At 34.4% G+C, this 17,385-nt stretch carries 15 protein-coding genes; 12 read left to right on the top strand and 3 right to left on the bottom strand.

The window, feature by feature from the left end; genetic code table 11:
* Window positions 1–56: 56 nt before the first annotated feature.
* Together ACP7AV_RS07390 and ACP7AV_RS07385 are read right to left on the bottom strand one after the other, a co-directional pair.
* On the bottom strand, window positions 57–614 hold the full coding sequence (locus ACP7AV_RS07390; RefSeq protein WP_426091394.1) for a DUF4494 domain-containing protein: 558 nt from the start codon (window positions 612–614) through the stop codon (window positions 57–59).
* Window positions 615–1,019: 405 nt separating this feature from the next.
* The gene (locus tag ACP7AV_RS07385; protein ID WP_426091393.1) at window positions 1,020–1,748 is read right to left on the bottom strand and encodes a biotin--[acetyl-CoA-carboxylase] ligase; all 729 of its coding nucleotides are present in this window, start codon (window positions 1,746–1,748) and stop codon (window positions 1,020–1,022) included.
* 95 nt (window positions 1,749–1,843) lie between these two features.
* Between ACP7AV_RS07385 and rsfS the strand changes: the two genes are divergently transcribed.
* The 7 genes from rsfS (at window position 1,844) to ACP7AV_RS07350 (ending at window position 7,463) form a co-directional block, all read left to right on the top strand.
* Window positions 1,844–2,215 carry a ribosome silencing factor gene (gene rsfS, locus ACP7AV_RS07380; protein WP_091209004.1) on the top strand — a complete coding sequence of 124 codons (372 nt, stop codon included), beginning with the start codon at window positions 1,844–1,846 and terminating at the stop codon, window positions 2,213–2,215.
* An 18-nt stretch (window positions 2,216–2,233) separates the two neighbouring features.
* Window positions 2,234–4,159 (top strand): ATP-dependent zinc metalloprotease FtsH, encoded by a 1,926-nt coding sequence (gene ftsH / locus ACP7AV_RS07375; protein ID WP_426091392.1) that lies wholly within the window; start codon window positions 2,234–2,236, stop codon window positions 4,157–4,159.
* Between the two features lie 116 nt (window positions 4,160–4,275).
* On the top strand, window positions 4,276–4,878 hold the full coding sequence (locus ACP7AV_RS07370; protein ID WP_426091391.1) for a lactate utilization protein B/C: 603 nt from the start codon (window positions 4,276–4,278) through the stop codon (window positions 4,876–4,878).
* Window position 4,879: 1 nt separating this feature from the next.
* Complete coding sequence (locus ACP7AV_RS07365) at window positions 4,880–5,770, top strand: phosphatidate cytidylyltransferase (protein WP_426091390.1); 891 nt, start codon at window positions 4,880–4,882, stop codon at window positions 5,768–5,770.
* A complete protein-coding gene (locus tag ACP7AV_RS07360; RefSeq protein ID WP_426063904.1) occupies window positions 5,760–6,416 on the top strand; it encodes a phosphatidylserine decarboxylase family protein in 657 nt (218 codons plus the stop codon). Before ACP7AV_RS07365 ends, ACP7AV_RS07360 begins: the two co-directional genes overlap by 11 nt.
* Complete coding sequence (locus tag ACP7AV_RS07355) at window positions 6,413–6,682, top strand: acyl-CoA-binding protein (RefSeq protein WP_426063903.1); 270 nt, start codon at window positions 6,413–6,415, stop codon at window positions 6,680–6,682. The genes ACP7AV_RS07360 and ACP7AV_RS07355 overlap by 4 nt, the downstream gene beginning before the upstream one ends.
* Before the next feature lie 7 nt (window positions 6,683–6,689).
* Window positions 6,690–7,463, top strand: a complete 774-nt coding sequence (locus tag ACP7AV_RS07350) for a superoxide dismutase (RefSeq protein ID WP_426063902.1) — start codon at window positions 6,690–6,692, stop codon at window positions 7,461–7,463.
* 85 nt (window positions 7,464–7,548) lie between these two features.
* On the opposite strand, the gene ACP7AV_RS07345 is transcribed toward ACP7AV_RS07350, so the two are convergent.
* The gene (locus ACP7AV_RS07345) at window positions 7,549–9,414 is read right to left on the bottom strand and encodes an alpha-amylase family protein (protein ID WP_426091389.1); all 1,866 of its coding nucleotides are present in this window, start codon (window positions 9,412–9,414) and stop codon (window positions 7,549–7,551) included.
* 277 nt (window positions 9,415–9,691) lie between these two features.
* Here ACP7AV_RS07345 and ACP7AV_RS07340 point away from each other — a divergent pair, with 277 nt between their 5' ends.
* The 5 genes from ACP7AV_RS07340 (at window position 9,692) to ACP7AV_RS07320 (ending at window position 17,299) form a co-directional block, all read left to right on the top strand.
* The gene (locus tag ACP7AV_RS07340; protein ID WP_426091388.1) at window positions 9,692–11,326 is read left to right on the top strand and encodes an OstA-like protein; all 1,635 of its coding nucleotides are present in this window, start codon (window positions 9,692–9,694) and stop codon (window positions 11,324–11,326) included.
* Window positions 11,327–11,396: 70 nt separating this feature from the next.
* Window positions 11,397–12,584: an aspartate aminotransferase family protein gene (locus ACP7AV_RS07335; protein ID WP_426091387.1), complete on the top strand. Its 1,188-nt coding sequence runs from the start codon at window positions 11,397–11,399 to the stop codon at window positions 12,582–12,584.
* A gap of 255 nt (window positions 12,585–12,839) precedes the next feature.
* Entirely contained in the window at window positions 12,840–14,237 is a 1,398-nt protein-coding gene (locus ACP7AV_RS07330) for a tetratricopeptide repeat protein (protein ID WP_426091386.1), read from the top strand.
* Entirely contained in the window at window positions 14,237–14,986 is a 750-nt protein-coding gene (locus ACP7AV_RS07325) for a shikimate dehydrogenase family protein (RefSeq protein WP_426091385.1), read from the top strand. Before ACP7AV_RS07330 ends, ACP7AV_RS07325 begins: the two co-directional genes overlap by 1 nt.
* Window positions 14,987–15,310: 324 nt before the next feature.
* Window positions 15,311–17,299 (top strand): DUF349 domain-containing protein, encoded by a 1,989-nt coding sequence (locus ACP7AV_RS07320; RefSeq protein WP_426091384.1) that lies wholly within the window; start codon window positions 15,311–15,313, stop codon window positions 17,297–17,299.
* Window positions 17,300–17,385 lie beyond the last annotated feature (86 nt).

Below are 17,385 nucleotides of genomic sequence, written 5' to 3'. Positions count from 1 at the left end.
TAGTCAGCTACTGTTTTTATTAGCGAATTTGCAGTTTTTTTTAAAAACAAAATGTCTTAAACTACAGCTTCTTCTTCAGTAATCGCTTCAAATTCCATGTGATCCACTATTTCTACTGCAACTTCCGGTTTAGAACTTTTGAGCGCATTAAATCGTTCTAATTGTTCCAGATCCCCTTCTTCACCGCTGATATAAGGAAAAACATCCATAATTGGAGATTCCGAAATTGCAGGTATGGTGTAGTCTCCCATCGTACCTTTCATTACGCTAATGGTGTTATCATAAGCTTCTTTGACATCATTGGCTTGGACTAATAAATACATATTGGTCTTGCGTTCTTTGCCGCTTTCTTCGTCATAGGCTAATAATGAAACTTTAGATCGAAACCAACGATCTGCATTTTCGAAAGGATGAATTTCAGCATAATTGGCCACTTTTATATTCGTGATTTTAAATTCTTCACTGATATACGCCGACATCTCTTCATTGATTCTGCTTTCTGCCTCTGTGTAAGATAACGCATCTACCAAGTACGGTTCTGTCGTAATCTTTTGTGCCCCAGTTTCATCTGTTTTTCTATATTTTACTTTGCATTCGTACCAAATTGTGCTCATCTCTTTTTTTTTAAGGATGTCAAAGATAGATTTAAAAGGAAAAAAAAATCATAATTCACAAAATAGATATTCACAATCTTAGATACAACTCAATGTCAATACATTTCTCGTTTTAAAATACCATAAACGAAAAACAACTTGCTATTTGATTATTTCACTTCCAGCCTCAAAATCGGTTAGAAGATTTGCCACTGAAAAATTTTCACCTATTGAAAATTCAATACATTATCACTGCGTTGTGTCCAGACATCTCTTCTCATCTCATTAAATACACATAAATAAAAACCTTCTCAAATTATGTTTTGAGACAGATTCTTTTTAATGTTAAAATTAATTCTAACTTTATAAAATTTTGAAGGCTTTTTGTAAGCACTTAAAGTTTTTTATTGAATTGTAATTTAGCATCTAATACAACATTTGGATTTCCTTAATGTCAAATTCTGAAATACTATCATCTTCCAAAAGAACTTCGAGTTTACCAATAGCAGAAACACCTTGAATTATTCCCATAAAATTATTGTCCTTTTGATCCGAAAAAGCCATTGGTAATCCTTTTTTGTACAAATTATTTGTGTATTGATCCCATAAAATAATTGGATGTTGCTGCCATAACGCTATATTTTTTTTTATCGCAGTTCTAATTGAAAGAAGAAGCGCATCTTTTTCGAATTCTTTGCCGCAAATAACAGTCAAAGAGGAGGCTTTTGGCAAATTTTCAAAATTAGTTTGATTCACATTGAGTCCTAAACCAACAATGGAAATGATAGTTCCGTCACTTTTGATACTGTTTTCTATCAAAATGCCACCTATTTTTTTATTATATGACATTATGTCGTTAGGCCATTTAATACTTAGACTGGGAATCATACTGGATTCTAAAACCTTAATTACAGCAAGTGAAACGGCTATATTCAGATCGAAAATCTGACAAATATCGGATAAAAAATCCTTGACCAAAATACTCATTATTAAGTTTTTACTTGGCTCAGAAGCCCAAACAGCACCCATTTGACCTTTGCCTTTCGTTTGAGATTCAGCGGTAACAACCGTGAAGTTTTCAAGCTCTTGTTTGCTCGATAGCCCTTTAAGGAAATCATTAGTTGAATCTATGGCATCGAGTTTGATTACTTTCATATGTGTTTTTTTGTGAAACAGAATTTAATATTGTGTTAAGGTTCAAAAATAATCACAAAAAATGGTAACTTTACAAACTTATATAAAAATAATTCATGGCGAAAAAGACTATAAATAATGACGACCTGTTAGCGAACATCATTAAGGGAATAGAAGAAGTAAAAGGGAATGATATCACTATCCTTGATTTAAGAGAAATAGACACTGCAGTTTGCGACTATTTTATTATTTGCAACGGAAATTCAAATACGCAGGTTAACGCCATAGTAAACTCAATCCAAAAAACAGTTTCTAAAGAATTAAAAGACAAGCCTTGGCATGTTGAAGGAACCGATAATGCAGAATGGGTTTTAATGGATTATGTGAATATTGTAGTGCACGTATTTCAAAAACATATTAGAGAATATTACAACATCGAAAGTTTATGGGGCGATGCTAAAATAACAACCATAGAAAACAAATACTAAAGACATATATCCGTAGTAATGGCTAAAGAAAATAATCCAAATCCGAATAAGTTTAAAGTAAGCCCTTGGCTGATTTACGCTGCAATATTATTAATTTTCTTATTTATAAGTTTTATAACGAATGGTTCAAGTCTAAATGAACCGGGGCAATTGACTTCATCTAAGTTTAACGACTATTTAGAAAAAGGACAAATTGAAAAAGTTATCGTTTACAACAAAACTGAAGCAGAAGTTTTTCTAAACGCCGCAGCTATGAAAGATGCCGCGCACAAGAAAGTTTCTAAAGATGTTTTTGACAGACCTAATAAAGGACCTCATTATACCTTTGACATCGGTAACGATCAAATATTTCAAAACAAACTCGAAAAAGCAGTTGCGGAAGGTAAACTAAAGGATTTTAATTTCTTACCAAAAAACAACTGGTCGGATATTTTAATTAGCTTGTTACCTATTATAATCATTATCGCTGTTTGGATTTTTATCATGAGAAAAATGTCTGGCGGTGGTACTGGCGGTGGTGGACAAATTTTTAATATTGGAAAATCAAAAGCTAAACTTTTTGATGAAAAAACAGATATCAAAACTACTTTTAAAGATGTTGCTGGTTTGGAAGGCGCAAAAGAAGAAATACAAGAAATTGTAGAATTCCTTAAAAACCCTGAAAAATATACTAATCTGGGTGGTAAAATCCCAAAAGGAGCTTTACTGGTCGGACCTCCAGGAACGGGTAAAACATTGTTAGCAAAAGCTGTAGCAGGCGAAGCTCAAGTTCCATTTTTCTCTTTATCAGGATCTGATTTTGTGGAAATGTTTGTTGGTGTTGGAGCTTCACGTGTGCGTGATTTGTTTAAACAAGCCAAAGAAAAATCTCCTGCAATTATTTTTATTGACGAGATTGATGCCGTTGGTAGAGCAAGAGGAAAAAGCAATATGTCAGGCGGAAATGACGAACGTGAAAACACGTTAAATCAATTATTGACAGAAATGGATGGTTTTGGAACTAATTCTAACGTGATCGTTCTGGCTGCAACAAATAGAGCTGATGTATTGGACAAAGCGTTAATGCGTGCAGGTCGTTTTGACAGACAAATTTTTGTAGACTTACCAGATATTCGCGAAAGAGCAGAGATTTTTAAAGTGCATCTTGCTCCTCTGAAAAAAATTGAAGGACTGGATACTGATTTTTTAGCCAAACAAACTCCCGGTTTTTCTGGTGCTGACATTGCAAATGTGTGTAACGAAGCTGCCTTGATAGCTGCCAGAAACAACAAAACTGCCGTAGATAAACAAGATTTTCTTGATGCCGTAGACAGAATTGTTGGTGGTCTTGAAAAGAAAAACAAGATTGTTACACCTGACGAAAAGAAAGCAATTGCAATACATGAAGCAGGTCACGCAACCGTAAGCTGGATGCTGGAGCATGCTGCACCATTAATCAAAGTAACGATTGTTCCTAGAGGTCAAAGCCTAGGTGCTGCTTGGTATTTACCGGAAGAACGTTTAATTGTTCGTCCAGATCAAATGCTAGACGAAATGTGTGCCACAATGGGAGGAAGAGCTGCTGAGAAAGTAACTTTCAACAGAATTTCGACTGGTGCGTTGAGTGATTTAGAAAAAGTGACCAAACAAGCACGTGCAATGGTAACTATTTACGGATTGAATGAAAAAATTGGTAATGTTACCTATTATGATTCGACAGGACAAAGCGAATACAATTTTTCTAAACCATATTCAGAGGAAACAGCCAGAGTTATTGACGAAGAAATTTCGTTACTTATTGAAAGCCAATACCAAAGAGCCATTCAAATATTAGAAGAGAATAAAGACAAACTGAATCAACTGGCAAATATTTTAATTGAAAAAGAAGTGATCTTCAAGGATGATTTAGAAGCTATTTTTGGAAAACGAACTTTTGACAAAAATTTGGAAGAAGTAGTATCTTAGAAAAATACATTATTATTTAATTATTTTTAAAATCTTAATTCAAAAACTACTTTTGAATTAAGATTTTTTTATCTTTGGTGGTCTTCAAATAACAAATTATAGCAGTTTACAGAAATATGAGTCTTTTTAGAAAAATTTTTGGTTCTATTAATCCGCCTTCGGAGGAGGGTAAAGAGAGTGAATTTAGTAAATCTCATGGTGAAAACGCAACTTCAATAGATGAACAATTTATCTTTAATTTTAAAAAAAATGGAGGTAAATTTCTGTATTGTGAAAATACCGATGAAGTAAAAGAACAGTTTGAAAATATATTAGAAGAAAACGACTGGTTTGAGAGTGAAGCTTTATGTTATGACCCTATTCTTTTTACTATGCTCGATGACAATAAACTTGTGTATGACAGACCTTCTAATCCAAAATTTCTTCTTGCTAGTTGTGAAAATTTGATTGCAGATGAAGGTTCTATCTTATTTTCATCTAAACAAATCAAACAACATAAACCAAACGAATTACCAGCGAACATTATTGTTTTATCTAAAACAAGCCAAATCCTAGGCGCCAAAAGTGACGGATTAAGTGCCATAAAAAAGAAATACGAAAGAGATTATCCTACCAACATTACTACAATAAAATATTTCGAGAAAGCCAAAGAAGAAGACTTCACACAATACGGAAGTTCAGCCAAAAATCTTTATTTACTGCTTTTAGAAGATCTTTAAAATGAATGAAACTCTAAAACGAGCTATATCTGGAGCTGTTTATATTATATTATTACTTGCTTCTATTTTATATTCAACGGAAAGCTTTTTTATCCTTTTTGGTATATTTCTTATTATTGCAGTTTATGAATTTTGTAATTTAGTTCAAATACATAAAGTTTTTCCAATTGTTTTTGCGATCACTTTGTACGCTGTAATAACTTTAGTCAGCCATTACAATACAATTACTACGGACACTTTAAATCAAATTCTCGATACTGATTTAGAAATTTTAATTAACATACAACAGCTCGATATTATTTTATTGGTAATCGCTTTAGTAGTCTCCATAAAATGCATCCTTTTTTTATTTTATGATAACATTCAAATAATAAGTACTTCATCAAAATACTTGTATTTGTTAGGCTACATCATTCTACCTTTTGTATTTATCACAAAAATTTCTTTTGGTGTAAATGATTATAATCCTAAAATCATAATTGGGTTATTTATCTTAATCTGGACTAACGATACTTTTGCGTACATTGTAGGTAAATCTGTAGGCCGAACCAAATTATTTGAGAAAATATCGCCTAAAAAAACGATTGAAGGGTTTTTAGGCGGAATACTTTTTGCCGTTTTAGCGGGATATTTAATATCTAAATATTACATTGAAGCCAATCCTGAATTTAGCGAAAAATCAATACTCATCTGGACTTCCATAGCCGTAATTGTTGGAATTGCAGGCACGATAGGCGACTTAATTGAATCCAAATTTAAGCGTATTGCGGGCGTAAAAGATAGCGGAAGTATAATGCCTGGTCATGGAGGCATTTTAGATCGTTTAGATAGTGTTATATTTGTAGCACCAATTATATTTTTATTTTATCAAATTTTAAACTATGTTTCATAAAGAAGGAACCCAATCTATTTTATTAGGCACCATTTTCACAGCTGTTGTCCTTTTATTGTCTGACAATTTAATAGACACCAACTGGCTTAAAATGGCCATTCAAATAGCAGCGTTGCTGCTTTTGATCATCATCTTACAATTTTTCAGAAATCCAAAAAGAACTGTTGTAATCAATGAAAATCACATTCTGGCTCCCGTTGATGGAAAAGTTGTGGTTATTGAAGAAGTCTATGAAAGCGAATATTTTAAGGATAAGCGCTTGCAAATATCTATCTTCATGTCGCCAATCAACGTACATGTGACGCGTTATGGACTGAGTGGAATCGTAAAATTCAGTAAATACCATCCTGGGAAATTCTTGGTGGCTTGGCATCCAAAAGCAAGTGAAGAAAACGAAAGAACAACTATCGTAATCGAAAACAAAACTTTTGGTGAAGTGTTGTACCGTCAAATTGCCGGTGCTTTAGCAAGGAGGATTGTAAATTACGCCGAAGAAGGAATGCAGGTAATTCAAGGAACTGATGCTGGATTTATAAAATTTGGTTCAAGAGTTGATATTTTTTTACCTCTGGGTACACCAATAAATGTTGTATTGAATCAAAAAGCAATTGGAGGGAAAACAATAATTGCGACCAAAGCGGAATGATTGAAAAAGATCTAGATACCCGATTTTTAAAAGCGGTTGAAATAGCCTCTGAGATGACGCAAGCTTCTTTACCTCAAGATGTGCAATTGCGACTTTATGCTTTTTACAAACAATCAACTTTGGGAACTTTAGATCTAAAACAAAATTCTTATTACCATTTAAGAGATGCCTTTAAAACTAATGCGTGGATGCAAATAAGCCATTTAACCGCAGACGAGGCCAAACAACAATACATCGAAATAATTGATTCTTTATTGAAAAAATAATCAAGTCATGAAAAAATTATATTTTTTAAGTCCCTTTTTATTTCTCTTCACGATTTTACAATCCTGCAACGATAAAAAATTAATAGAAGTAGTCGAAGTACCATTACCATCCACAACGGAACAACAACCTATTTTGGGATCACCTGATGATGTAAAAGCTGATGAAGGATCATTTCAACTGGATAAGTTACCGTATGCCTACGATGCATTGGCACCAAGTATATCATCTACCACTTTAGAAATGCATTATTCCAAGCATTATTTGACTTATACAAACAATTTGAACAAAGCCGTATTAGGAACACCATTAGAAAATCTGACAATAGAGGAAGTCTTGGCACAATTAGATCCTAATGATACTGCTCTTCGTAACAATGCTGGCGGTTTTTACAATCATTCCCTGTACTGGAAATGTATGGCTCCAAAAGCTGGAGGTGAACCAACAAATGCATTGGCTGAAGCAATAACCAGAGATTTTGGTTCCTTTGAAAACTTTACTTCATTATTTAAAGACGAGGCAACAAAACAATTTGGTTCCGGTTGGGCTTGGCTTGTAGTAGACAAAACCGGAAAACTTCAGGTAACTAATACATCAAATCAAGACAATCCTATAATGCGAAATGCACTTGTTCCCGGAACACCAATATTAGGTTTAGATGTTTGGGAACACGCTTATTACTTAGATTACCAATACAGAAGGAAAAATTATATCGATGGTTTTTTTAATGTAATCAACTGGAAAAAAGTTCAGGAGAATTACGATGCCACTATAAAGAAATAGCTTTCGGTCAATTCATAAAAAAATGCTGATATAAATTTATATCAGCATTTTTTTTATCCCTTTGTCAGTACAAAAAAAATATTTTTTATAATTGATAAATAAATGATTCCGAAGGTGCAATTGTAATTTGTGCTTTTCCTTCACCATTCACGACCTGTAACGGGACAGAACTTTTATTGAATAACTGGTCTGTTAATGTATAATTTCCGTCTTTTAAATTCCATTTTTTAATGATATCTGAAGAAATTTTTAATTCAAAATTGCTGGCGGTTAGCCAAGAAAAATTGGTGACAACTATTAGTTTTTGAGTATCAGACCAGCGTGTGAATGCATAAATTCCCGAATCATATCCTCGTGTTGTTTGGCGATTCACCGTTTGAATTTCTTGAAATTTCCCCATTAAAGCGGAACTATTCAAAGAAAAATTCAGCAATTTTTTATAAAAATCACGCAACTCTTTTTCATCTTGTGTTAATTTACCGCCATCAAATTTTCCTCCGTTCATCCAGCGTTGGTGATTCGGAACTCCAATATAGTCAAAGATTGACGTTCTGGAATGAGTTCCAAATCCTGCATTTTCATTTCCTGCTTCTCCTACTTCCTGTCCAAAATAAACCATCGTAGGCGAAGTGCTTATGGTTGTAGAAACCACCATCAAAGGCTTTCCTTTTTGTGGGGTTCCCGCAAATTCCGGACTGGCTAAACGTTGTTCATCATGATTGTCCAAAAAATGTAACATGTGATGTTCAATATCTGCCATTCCGTTTTGAATGTCTGATAATCCATCCGGTAGCGCTCTTCCTTGAATGATATCTTTCAATTTATCATAGGTTTCCACTTTGTCATACAAATAATCCATTTTACCCAAATGAATGTAATTTCTGTATTCTTTAGGATTGTAGACTTCGGCTAATAAAAAAGCATCCGGATTATTTACTTTAATGGCTGAATTCATGTAACTCCAAAATTCATACGGTACCATTTCGGCCATGTCAAATCTAAAACCATCCACTCCTTTTGCAGTCCAATATAATGCAATGTCTTTAAATTTGTCCCACGAATTCGGAACATCTTTTCCGTTCCAAAAATCAAAATGTTCTTGATAGGATTTGGTATCAAAACCAGCTGGAAGTTCCGGAAAATCTTTGGAGCCATCCGGACGAATACCATAATTTATTTTTACGGTCTCGTACCAATCGTTACGGTCTGGTTTTGCCATTCTGGAACCATTACCAGTCCATTTTGCTGGACTCTCTTCAAATTTTCCGTCAATCAGCGGATTCTTTTCTCCATTTAATGGTTTGTCTGTATCAGGAATTTCAAATCGTGTATTTGGAATATAATAGAAGTTATTATCCCTTTTGTATTCAACAGTTGTGTCATCATTAGCTCCAAAATCGCTAACCCCAACCGGATTGCTTTTTCCCTCGTACTTTCGGGCAATGTGATTGGGAACAATATCAATAATAACCTTTAATCCTGCTTTGTGTGTTCTCGCAATCAAAGCTTCAAATTCTTGTAACCGATTTGCAGGGTTTATGGCTAAATCTGGATTTACATTGTAATAATCTTTTACGGCATAGGGAGAACCGGCGCGTCCTTTGATCACTTCAGGATCATCATTAGAAATACCAATAGCTGAATAATCCCGTATCAAAGCATGATGCGGAACACCAGTATACCAAATATAAGTAACTCCCAAATCCTTTATTTCTTTTAAGGCAGTATTTGTAAAATCATTAAACTTCCCTACTCCATTTTCCTCAATGGTTCCCCAAGGCTTGTTGTTGGTGTTTTTATTCCCAAATAATCGGGTAAAAACCTGATATACAACTTCTTTTTTATTAGAGACTGACTCTTTCTGTTCTGTATTCATTTTTAAATCTTTCGTTTTACAGGCTGTTGCCAAAAGTACTGCGCTTATTCCCGCAACAATAGTTATTTTTTTCATACTATTAATTATTAGTGCCGATTTCAATTGTTTTTGTAAACAAATGAATATCAATTTTTAAATTTAATATTTTTTAAATAAAAGAAGTCGATATCGTTTGAAATTAAATAATTCTCTACTCGTCAGAATAAACTACAACGAAGGAGTTACGGAATTTGTTGATAACTTTTAGCAGCAAAAAAGATAGCTTCAACTACCGTTTTGACTAATTATAAATAAATCTTAATATGGATAAGGATCGTTTCCTTTTTCATAAATTTGACAAAAATTAAATTCATTGAAGAAATCGCTATTTTTCCTTCGTTATTGTTTGATACTGCTTGTCACTAATTTGACTTTGGCGCAAGCCCCAAAAAAAATTATTGTAGAAAACTCCGATTTTGCCGATGTAAATCAGGTTGAAATACCGGATGCATTGTTGCTTATCGGAAATGTACGTGTCAATCACGATGGCGTAGTAATGACATGTAATAAAGCGTATTATTTCCAAAAGGAAAATTACATCAAGGCTTTTGGAAATGTACAAATGGTGCAAGGTGATACTTTATTCCTCAACAGTAAATATGCGGAATACAACGGAAATGTAAAAAAAGCGTATGCTTCCGGAGATGCCGTAATGAGTTCTCCAGATGCGACTTTGGTAACAGAGATTATTAATTTTGACCGAAACACACAAGAAGTATTTTACGATACGCCAGGAACAATTACCAATAAAGACAATACGTTAAAGAGCAATTCAGGAAGATATTATGTTACGCAAAAAAAATTCCAATTCCTGACTGCGGTTACCATCACAAATCCAACATATGTAATTAAATCAAATCACTTGGATTATTTCAGTAATTCCGGGCATTCGTACCTTTTTGGACCTTCCACAATCACCAGTAAAGCCAACTATATTTACACCGAAAAAGGATTTTATGATACCAAAAAAAACCTAGCACATTTCCTGAATAAATCGTACATTAAATACGATGATCGGATAATAAAAGGCGACAGTTTGTATTATGACCGAAACCGTGAATTTGCGTCGGCAACACGAAATGTAAAAATAACGGATTCCATCAATCGCGGAATTGTAAAAGGTCATTATGCCGAAGTGTATAAAAAACTGGATTCGATGTACGTGACCAAAAGAGCTGTTGCCGTAAATTTTGTCGAAAATGACTCTGTATACATCCACGGAAAAAAATTAATGGTTACCGGAAAAGAAGGAAATCGGATCATCCGAGCTTTTAATAATGTCCGATTTTTCAAAACAGATATGAGTGGTAAATGTGATTCCATTCATTCCAGTTCCAAAACAGCATTGACAAAAATGATTGGAAATCCGATACTTTGGAACGGTGAAAGTCAAATTACAGGTGATGTTATGCATCTCATTGGCAATAACACTACTCAGAAATTAGATTCACTGAAAGTACTCGAAAACACGTTTATAGTCTCGAAAGATACCGTAGGAACCGGTTACAATCAAGTCAAGGGACAAAATCTCTACGGCAAATTTGAGGAAGGAAAACTCCACGATGTAGATATTGTGAAAAATGCCGAAGTCATCTACTATATGCGGAACGAAGCGCAAGAACTCATTGGTATCAATAAAAATAAAAGTAGTAAAATCAATCTTATTTTAGAAAAAAATGAAATTGAAACCATTACCTTTTTTCAGCAGGTGGATGGTGATATTTTCCCGGAAAAAGACTTGCCTGAAAACGCACGAAAATTACGTGGATTAGCCTGGCGTGGCGATGAACGAATAAAATCCAAGGACGATATTTTTCCTCCTGAAGAAAATGAAGACAATGATAAAATTGCCAAAGCAACCAAATCAGCTGAAGCAAAAGAAGACATTCCTATGAAAATTAGGAAAGAAACGCTGAATTACGATAAAAAGAAAGGGAAGGTAAAGTAATCAGTGGTCAGTCACAGTTTTCAGATTACAGTTCTTTCGAATAAACAAATAAACGATTAAACAAATAACCGTGAATACCGATTTCCTAAAATACCAAGCACAAACCTCACCCTATCCACTTGGAATGGAAGTTTCACATGCTGTAGGTTCTTATATATATGATACCGGTTCTAAAAAATACTTGGATTTTGTGGCTGGAGTTTCGGCTTGTGCATTGGGACACCAACATCCAAGAGTCAATCAGGCCATCAAAGATCAGTTAGACAAATATTCTCACGTCATGGTATATGGCGAATATTCTCAAAGCCCGGCTGTAGAATATTGCAAATTGCTAGCCTCACTCCTACCCGCTCCTTTAGACAAAACCTATTTGGTCAATTCAGGAACAGAGGCCATCGAAGGCGCCTTAAAACTCGCCAGAAGAACTACCGGAAGAAGCCAATTAATTTCGTGTCACAACGCCTATCACGGAAATACCATGGGAGCTATGAGCGTTATGGGATTTGAAGAACGCAAACAAATCTTTCGCCCGTTGATTCCTGATGTTGATTTTATTACCTTCAATAATGAAGACGATTTACAAAAAATAACCAATAAAACTGCTGGAATAATTTTAGAAACCATTCAAGGTGGCGCCGGATTTATCCAGCCTCATAATGATTTTCTTAAAAAAGTACGCCGACGTTGCACCGAAGTAGGCGCAATGATGATTCTTGACGAAATCCAACCGGGTTTCGGGAGAACCGGAAAACTTTTCGGATTTCAAAATTACGATGTCGTTCCTGATATCCTAGTAATGGGAAAAGGAATGGGCGGCGGTATGCCTGTAGGCGCTTTTACAGCTTCATCTGCCATGATGGAACTTTTGAGTCATGATCCAAAACTGGGTCATATCACCACTTTTGGAGGTCATCCTGTCATTGCGGCAGCTTGTTTGGCCACTTTGCAGGAAATAACTGAAACCAAACTGATGGCCGAAGCCATGGAGAAAGAAAAGCTATTCCGATCACTTTTGGTACATCCTTTGATAGAAGAAATTAGAGGAAAAGGATTGATGCTTGCCGTAATGACCAAAAGTACCGATATAACTAACGATGTGATCCTAAAATGTCAAGACAAAGGACTCATTTTATTCTGGTTGCTTTTTGAAACATGCGCCATAAGAATAACACCTCCGCTTACCATTTCTGAAGAAGAAATACGAGAAGGTTGCAGCATCATACTGCAAGTAATGGATGAAATGATGATTAAAGAATGATGAGTAACGATTTTTGATTGCAGAAATAGTTATTCAAAATAATTAAAAATATTGGGAGCTATTTCCTGCTATCCGTTATAATCTTTTACTTTTTAAAGAAAAAAGTAAAAGGATTTCCACTCTTATCAGGGCTATGGCATCCGTTTAAACCAAAGCTTTTTTTGTTAATTAAATTGTTGACAACAATTCTAACTTTCCCTCACAGTACAAGCACGATTACCTAAATTTATTTAGGCCAAATTAAAAACACACAGTATGCAATTAAGCAACGAAGAAGAAGACTATAACTTATCCCTGTCGAAATTTGAGTCCATGTTGAAAACCAACAAAGTACTCTTTTTTGATTCCGAAGAATTTGAAGAAATTATTCTTCATTATCTAGATATGGGTAAAGCCGCGTTGGCAAAAAAAGCACTAAAACTAGCATTGGAACAACATCCAAAATCTACAGGACTAAAATTAGTTCAAGTGGAAATGTTAGTTTATGACGACAAACTCGAATTAGCCGAAAAGCTATTGAATGAGCTATATGCCATCGAACCAACTAATGAAGAAATCTACATTCAAAAAGCCAATATCTGCTCCAAAAGAGACCAACACGAAAAGGCAGTTGAATTATTAAAAATAGCGTTGAAATACACTGATGATTATGCTGATGTTTATAATTTAATAGGCATGGAACACCTTTTCATGGACAATCTTGAAATGGCAAAAGAAAGCTTTATAAAGTGTTTAGAAGAGGATTTAGAAGATCAATCCGCACTTTATAACGTGGTGTATTGTTTTGAATTTTTAGATCAAAACCAAGACGCGATTAGCTATTTACAAAATTACATCGACAAAAATCCATACAGTGAAATTGCCTGGCATCAACTGGGTCGTTTGCATTACGGCGTAAAAGAATATGAAAGTGCCATTCGCGCCTTTGATTATGCCACTTTAATCGATGATGAATTCCTTGGTGCTTTTATGGAAAAAGCAAAAGCCTACGAACGATTAAAAAAATATGCCGAAGCCATTGAAAGTTACAGCAGAACCATTGAATTAGATGATGCGACTTCGTATGCACTATTGCGAATGGGAAAATGTCATGAAAAATTAGGCAACAAAGCTTTAGCCTTAAAGTATTTCAATCAAACCGTGCATGAAGATCCGCTTTTGGACAAAGGCTGGATTGCCATCACCGACTTTTATGTTCGTTTAAAAAACTACCAAAAAGCGTTGTTTTTTGTAAATAAAGCATTAGCAATAGACAACCAAAATCGCTTATATTGGAAACGTTATGCTAGTATCAACAAGCAAATGAACTTCTATGAGGAAGCTGAATTTGGATATAGAAAAGCAGTTGAATTTGGTGAAACCGGATTGGAAACTTGGTTATTTTGGGTTGATATTCTGCAATTTTTAGGAGAATTCGAAAGTGCGATTCAAACGTTATTACAAGCCTCAGAGTATTTTTCCGAAGAAAATGAAGTAGAATACCGCTTGGCAGGATTGTATTTTATACTGACGGATACTACGAAAGCAAAATTCCATTTGAGCAATGCCTTACGATTGAATTTTGATAATTACATTCTATTGGAAGACTTATTCCCTGTTGTTTGGACAAAAAAAACAGTGCAAAATTATATTGCAAAACATAAAAAACAATAATGATTGACACAGTTATAAAACGCTTTGGATTATTAGGACGCAACATCAGTTATTCATTTTCCAAAAAATATTTCACCGACAAATTTAACAACGAAAACTTTGTAGGTTGCACTTATGAAAATTTTGATATTCCGGAAATAATTGCTTTTCCCCAGATATTTAAAAATACTTCGGATTTGAAAGGATTAAATGTAACTATTCCTTACAAAGAAACAGTAATTCCGTTTTTGGATAAATTGTCGAAAAAAGCAGAATTAATTGGTGCGGTAAATACCATTAAAATCACCAAAAAAGGGAAGTTGAAAGGCTATAATACGGACTATTATGGTTTCAAAAAATCATTAGAACCTTTACTGCAACCGCACCATAAAAAAGCGTTGATTTTAGGCACAGGCGGCGCTTCAAAAGGAGTCGCTTTTGCTTTGGATGAATTAGATATCACCTACACTTTTGTTTCGCGAGAAGCAAAAAAAAATGGAATTGATTATGACCGAATCAATGCCACAACATTTGATAATTACCAAATTATAATAAACGCTACACCAGTAGGAACAAGCCCTAACGTAGATGCGTTCCCGTTACTTCCGTATGAATTTTTCACGGAAAAGCACATTGCTTATGATTTGATTTACAATCCTGCTGAAACGCAATTCCTTAAAAAAGCCAAACATCAAGGCGCACAAATCAAAAATGGATTGGATATGCTCATTTTTCAAGCAGAGAAAGCCTGGAAGATTTGGAATAAATAGGAAAATTACAGTCCTCTATCTTTCCTATATTTGCGTAAGTATAAAACACCACTTTTTTTAAGTGGTGTTTTGCATTAATAAAAATTAAATTCCTAGAAAAACTCACAATTAAACCAATAAAAACCTAGCCCTGATAGTAGCGGCATCCTTTTTTGAGAGCCTTTTTGGCGAACAAAAAAGATACAGCGGACAGCAGGAAATTGCTCCAAGAAGAAAACTTTTGTATCCTAAAATTACAATAAATAAGGGGTTTTATTTTGTACTTTCATACTGCTTTAGTATCTTTCGTGTTAAATCTAATTACGAACCTTACACATTGAAAAAATGTTAGAAGAAAAGAACGACAACCTGCTTGCAGCAGATGGAAATATTGAAAACAACTCCGTTGACGGTACCACTACTACTGCGAAAGTTTTGGAACCAGGTGAACCAAGCGATTTTCCCGCGGAAGATAATGTGGTAACGCCTTCTTCGGAAGAAACGGTTTCCGAGACGAACAATCAAACGGCTATTGATGCGATTGCTGAAACCAACGCTGAAGAAAGTGAGGATGAAACGTTGAAAGAACGCCATGATATTCCAATGCGGGATTATGATGCATTGTCTCTGGAAGATCTTGTGGAGGAACTGAAAGCTTTAGTTTCAAATGAAAAAATAATGTCGTTCAAGGATCATATTGAGGAAATCAAAAAAGCATTTTTGGCAAAATATCACCACCTTCTTGAGGAGAAAAAAGAAGAGTTTCTAACAGAAAATCAAGACCCTAACGAAGAATTTCAATATCATTCTCCACTGAAAACCAATTTTGATAAATATTATTCTCACTTTAGAGATACTAAAAATACACATTTCAAAAGTTTACAAACGAATTTAAAAACAAATTTAGAAAACCGTTTGGCGATTGTTGAAGAGTTAAAGGAACTTATTAATCCGCAGGCAAACATCAAAGACACTTTAAAACATTTTAATGATTTAAGGGAACGATGGAAAAATGCAGGATCAATTCCTAAAGATAAATACAACCACGTTTGGAACAACTTCCATTTTCATGTTGAAAATTTTTACGACTATTTGCACTTAGACAGAGAAGCGAGAGATTTAGATTTCAAGCACAATTTAGAGCAAAAACAAAAAATTGTAGCACGTGTTGAAGAATTGGTGAAGGAAGCTGACATCAATAAGGCGTTTCGCGAATTGCAAGATTTACATAGAATTTGGAAAGAAGATATTGGTCCCGTTTCCAGAGAACATCGTGATGATATTTGGAATAAATTCAGCGATTTGACTAAGCAAATGCATGACAAAAGGGAAGTTTTGTTTGAAAATCAGAGAGGAACAGAACTTGAGAATTTAGAGAAGAAAAAAGAAATTATTGCTAAGATTGAAGTTTTGGCTAAGGAGAAAGTCAATGCTCACGCACAATGGATGGCTCAAATAGAAAAAGTAGAAGCGTTACGAACTGCTTTCTTCTCTGCCGGAAAAGTACCTTCGGAAGTGAATGAAGAAACTTGGGCTAGTTTTAAAACTGCGGTGAGAAATTTTAATTCTTTTAAAAACTCTTTTTATAAAGACATTAAAAAAGATCAAAACGACAATTTAAGCATGAAAACAGCTCTGGTTGCCAAGGCTAAAGAGTTACAGGAAAGCACTGATTTTGCGGCAGCAACACCTGTAATGAAACAAATTCAAGAGGAATGGAAACAGATTGGTCATGTACCGAGAAAACATTCTGATAAAATCTGGCAGGAATTTAAAAATGCCTGCAACCATTATTTTGACAAATTAAAAGAGCAAAAAAATGAGGAAAACGGTGAAGAAGTAGAAGCGTTTGACAATAAAAAAGCGTACTTAGAAACGTTGAGAGAATTCCAATTAACTGGCGATCACAAAACGGATTTAGATGCGATAAAGTTACATATCGAAACCTGGAAAGGTTTTGGAAAAGTGCCTTTCCCAAGAAGACATATCGAAGGAAAATTCAATAAAATTCTGGATGCTCTTTTTGAAAAATTGAGTTTGAGTAAAAAAGATACAGACATGATCCGTTTTGCTAACAGAATGGATCAATTATCAGAAAGTCACGATTCGCGAAAACTGGACAGCGAAAAGATTTTTATCATGCGTAAAATTGATGAAGTACAAAATGAAATTTTCCAATTGGAAAACAACATTCAGTTTTTTACCAATACCAGAAATGCAAAAAAAGAAAATTCAATCGTGTTAGAAGTTCGTAAAAACATTGCTATCCATAAAGAAACTCTTGATGTTTGGAAAGAAAAACTAAAACAATTGAGAAATTTGAAAATAGAATAATTTTTAATAGTAATAGAAATCACAAACCTCGATCTTCAATAGTTCGAGGTTTTTTTTGCAAAATGCTATTGATATGATAATTATCA

Origin of the sequence: Flavobacterium sp. DSR3-2 (assembly GCF_049896525.1) — a bacterium.
Classification (GTDB): Bacteria; Bacteroidota; Bacteroidia; order Flavobacteriales; family Flavobacteriaceae; genus Flavobacterium.
The sequence above is the reverse complement of the archived record's forward strand: the minus strand, read 5'-3'. Positions and strand labels throughout refer to the sequence as shown.

What these genes read in the sequence shown, in the direction of transcription:
- ACP7AV_RS07390 (WP_426091394.1), bottom strand. Translation starts at nt 614, where the DNA reads ATGAGCACAATTTGGTACGAATGCAAAGTAAAATATAGAAAAACAGAT.
- ACP7AV_RS07385 (WP_426091393.1), bottom strand. Translation starts at nt 1,748, where the DNA reads ATGAAAGTAATCAAACTCGATGCCATAGATTCAACTAATGATTTCCTT.
- rsfS (WP_091209004.1), top strand. Translation starts at nt 1,844, where the DNA reads ATGGCGAAAAAGACTATAAATAATGACGACCTGTTAGCGAACATCATT.
- ftsH (WP_426091392.1), top strand. Translation starts at nt 2,234, where the DNA reads ATGGCTAAAGAAAATAATCCAAATCCGAATAAGTTTAAAGTAAGCCCT.
- ACP7AV_RS07370 (WP_426091391.1), top strand. Translation starts at nt 4,276, where the DNA reads ATGAGTCTTTTTAGAAAAATTTTTGGTTCTATTAATCCGCCTTCGGAG.
- ACP7AV_RS07365 (WP_426091390.1), top strand. Translation starts at nt 4,880, where the DNA reads ATGAATGAAACTCTAAAACGAGCTATATCTGGAGCTGTTTATATTATA.
- ACP7AV_RS07360 (WP_426063904.1), top strand. Translation starts at nt 5,760, where the DNA reads ATGTTTCATAAAGAAGGAACCCAATCTATTTTATTAGGCACCATTTTC.
- ACP7AV_RS07355 (WP_426063903.1), top strand. Translation starts at nt 6,413, where the DNA reads ATGATTGAAAAAGATCTAGATACCCGATTTTTAAAAGCGGTTGAAATA.
- ACP7AV_RS07350 (WP_426063902.1), top strand. Translation starts at nt 6,690, where the DNA reads ATGAAAAAATTATATTTTTTAAGTCCCTTTTTATTTCTCTTCACGATT.
- ACP7AV_RS07345 (WP_426091389.1), bottom strand. Translation starts at nt 9,414, where the DNA reads ATGAAAAAAATAACTATTGTTGCGGGAATAAGCGCAGTACTTTTGGCA.
- ACP7AV_RS07330 (WP_426091386.1), top strand. Translation starts at nt 12,840, where the DNA reads ATGCAATTAAGCAACGAAGAAGAAGACTATAACTTATCCCTGTCGAAA.
- ACP7AV_RS07325 (WP_426091385.1), top strand. Translation starts at nt 14,237, where the DNA reads ATGATTGACACAGTTATAAAACGCTTTGGATTATTAGGACGCAACATC.
- ACP7AV_RS07320 (WP_426091384.1), top strand. Translation starts at nt 15,311, where the DNA reads ATGTTAGAAGAAAAGAACGACAACCTGCTTGCAGCAGATGGAAATATT.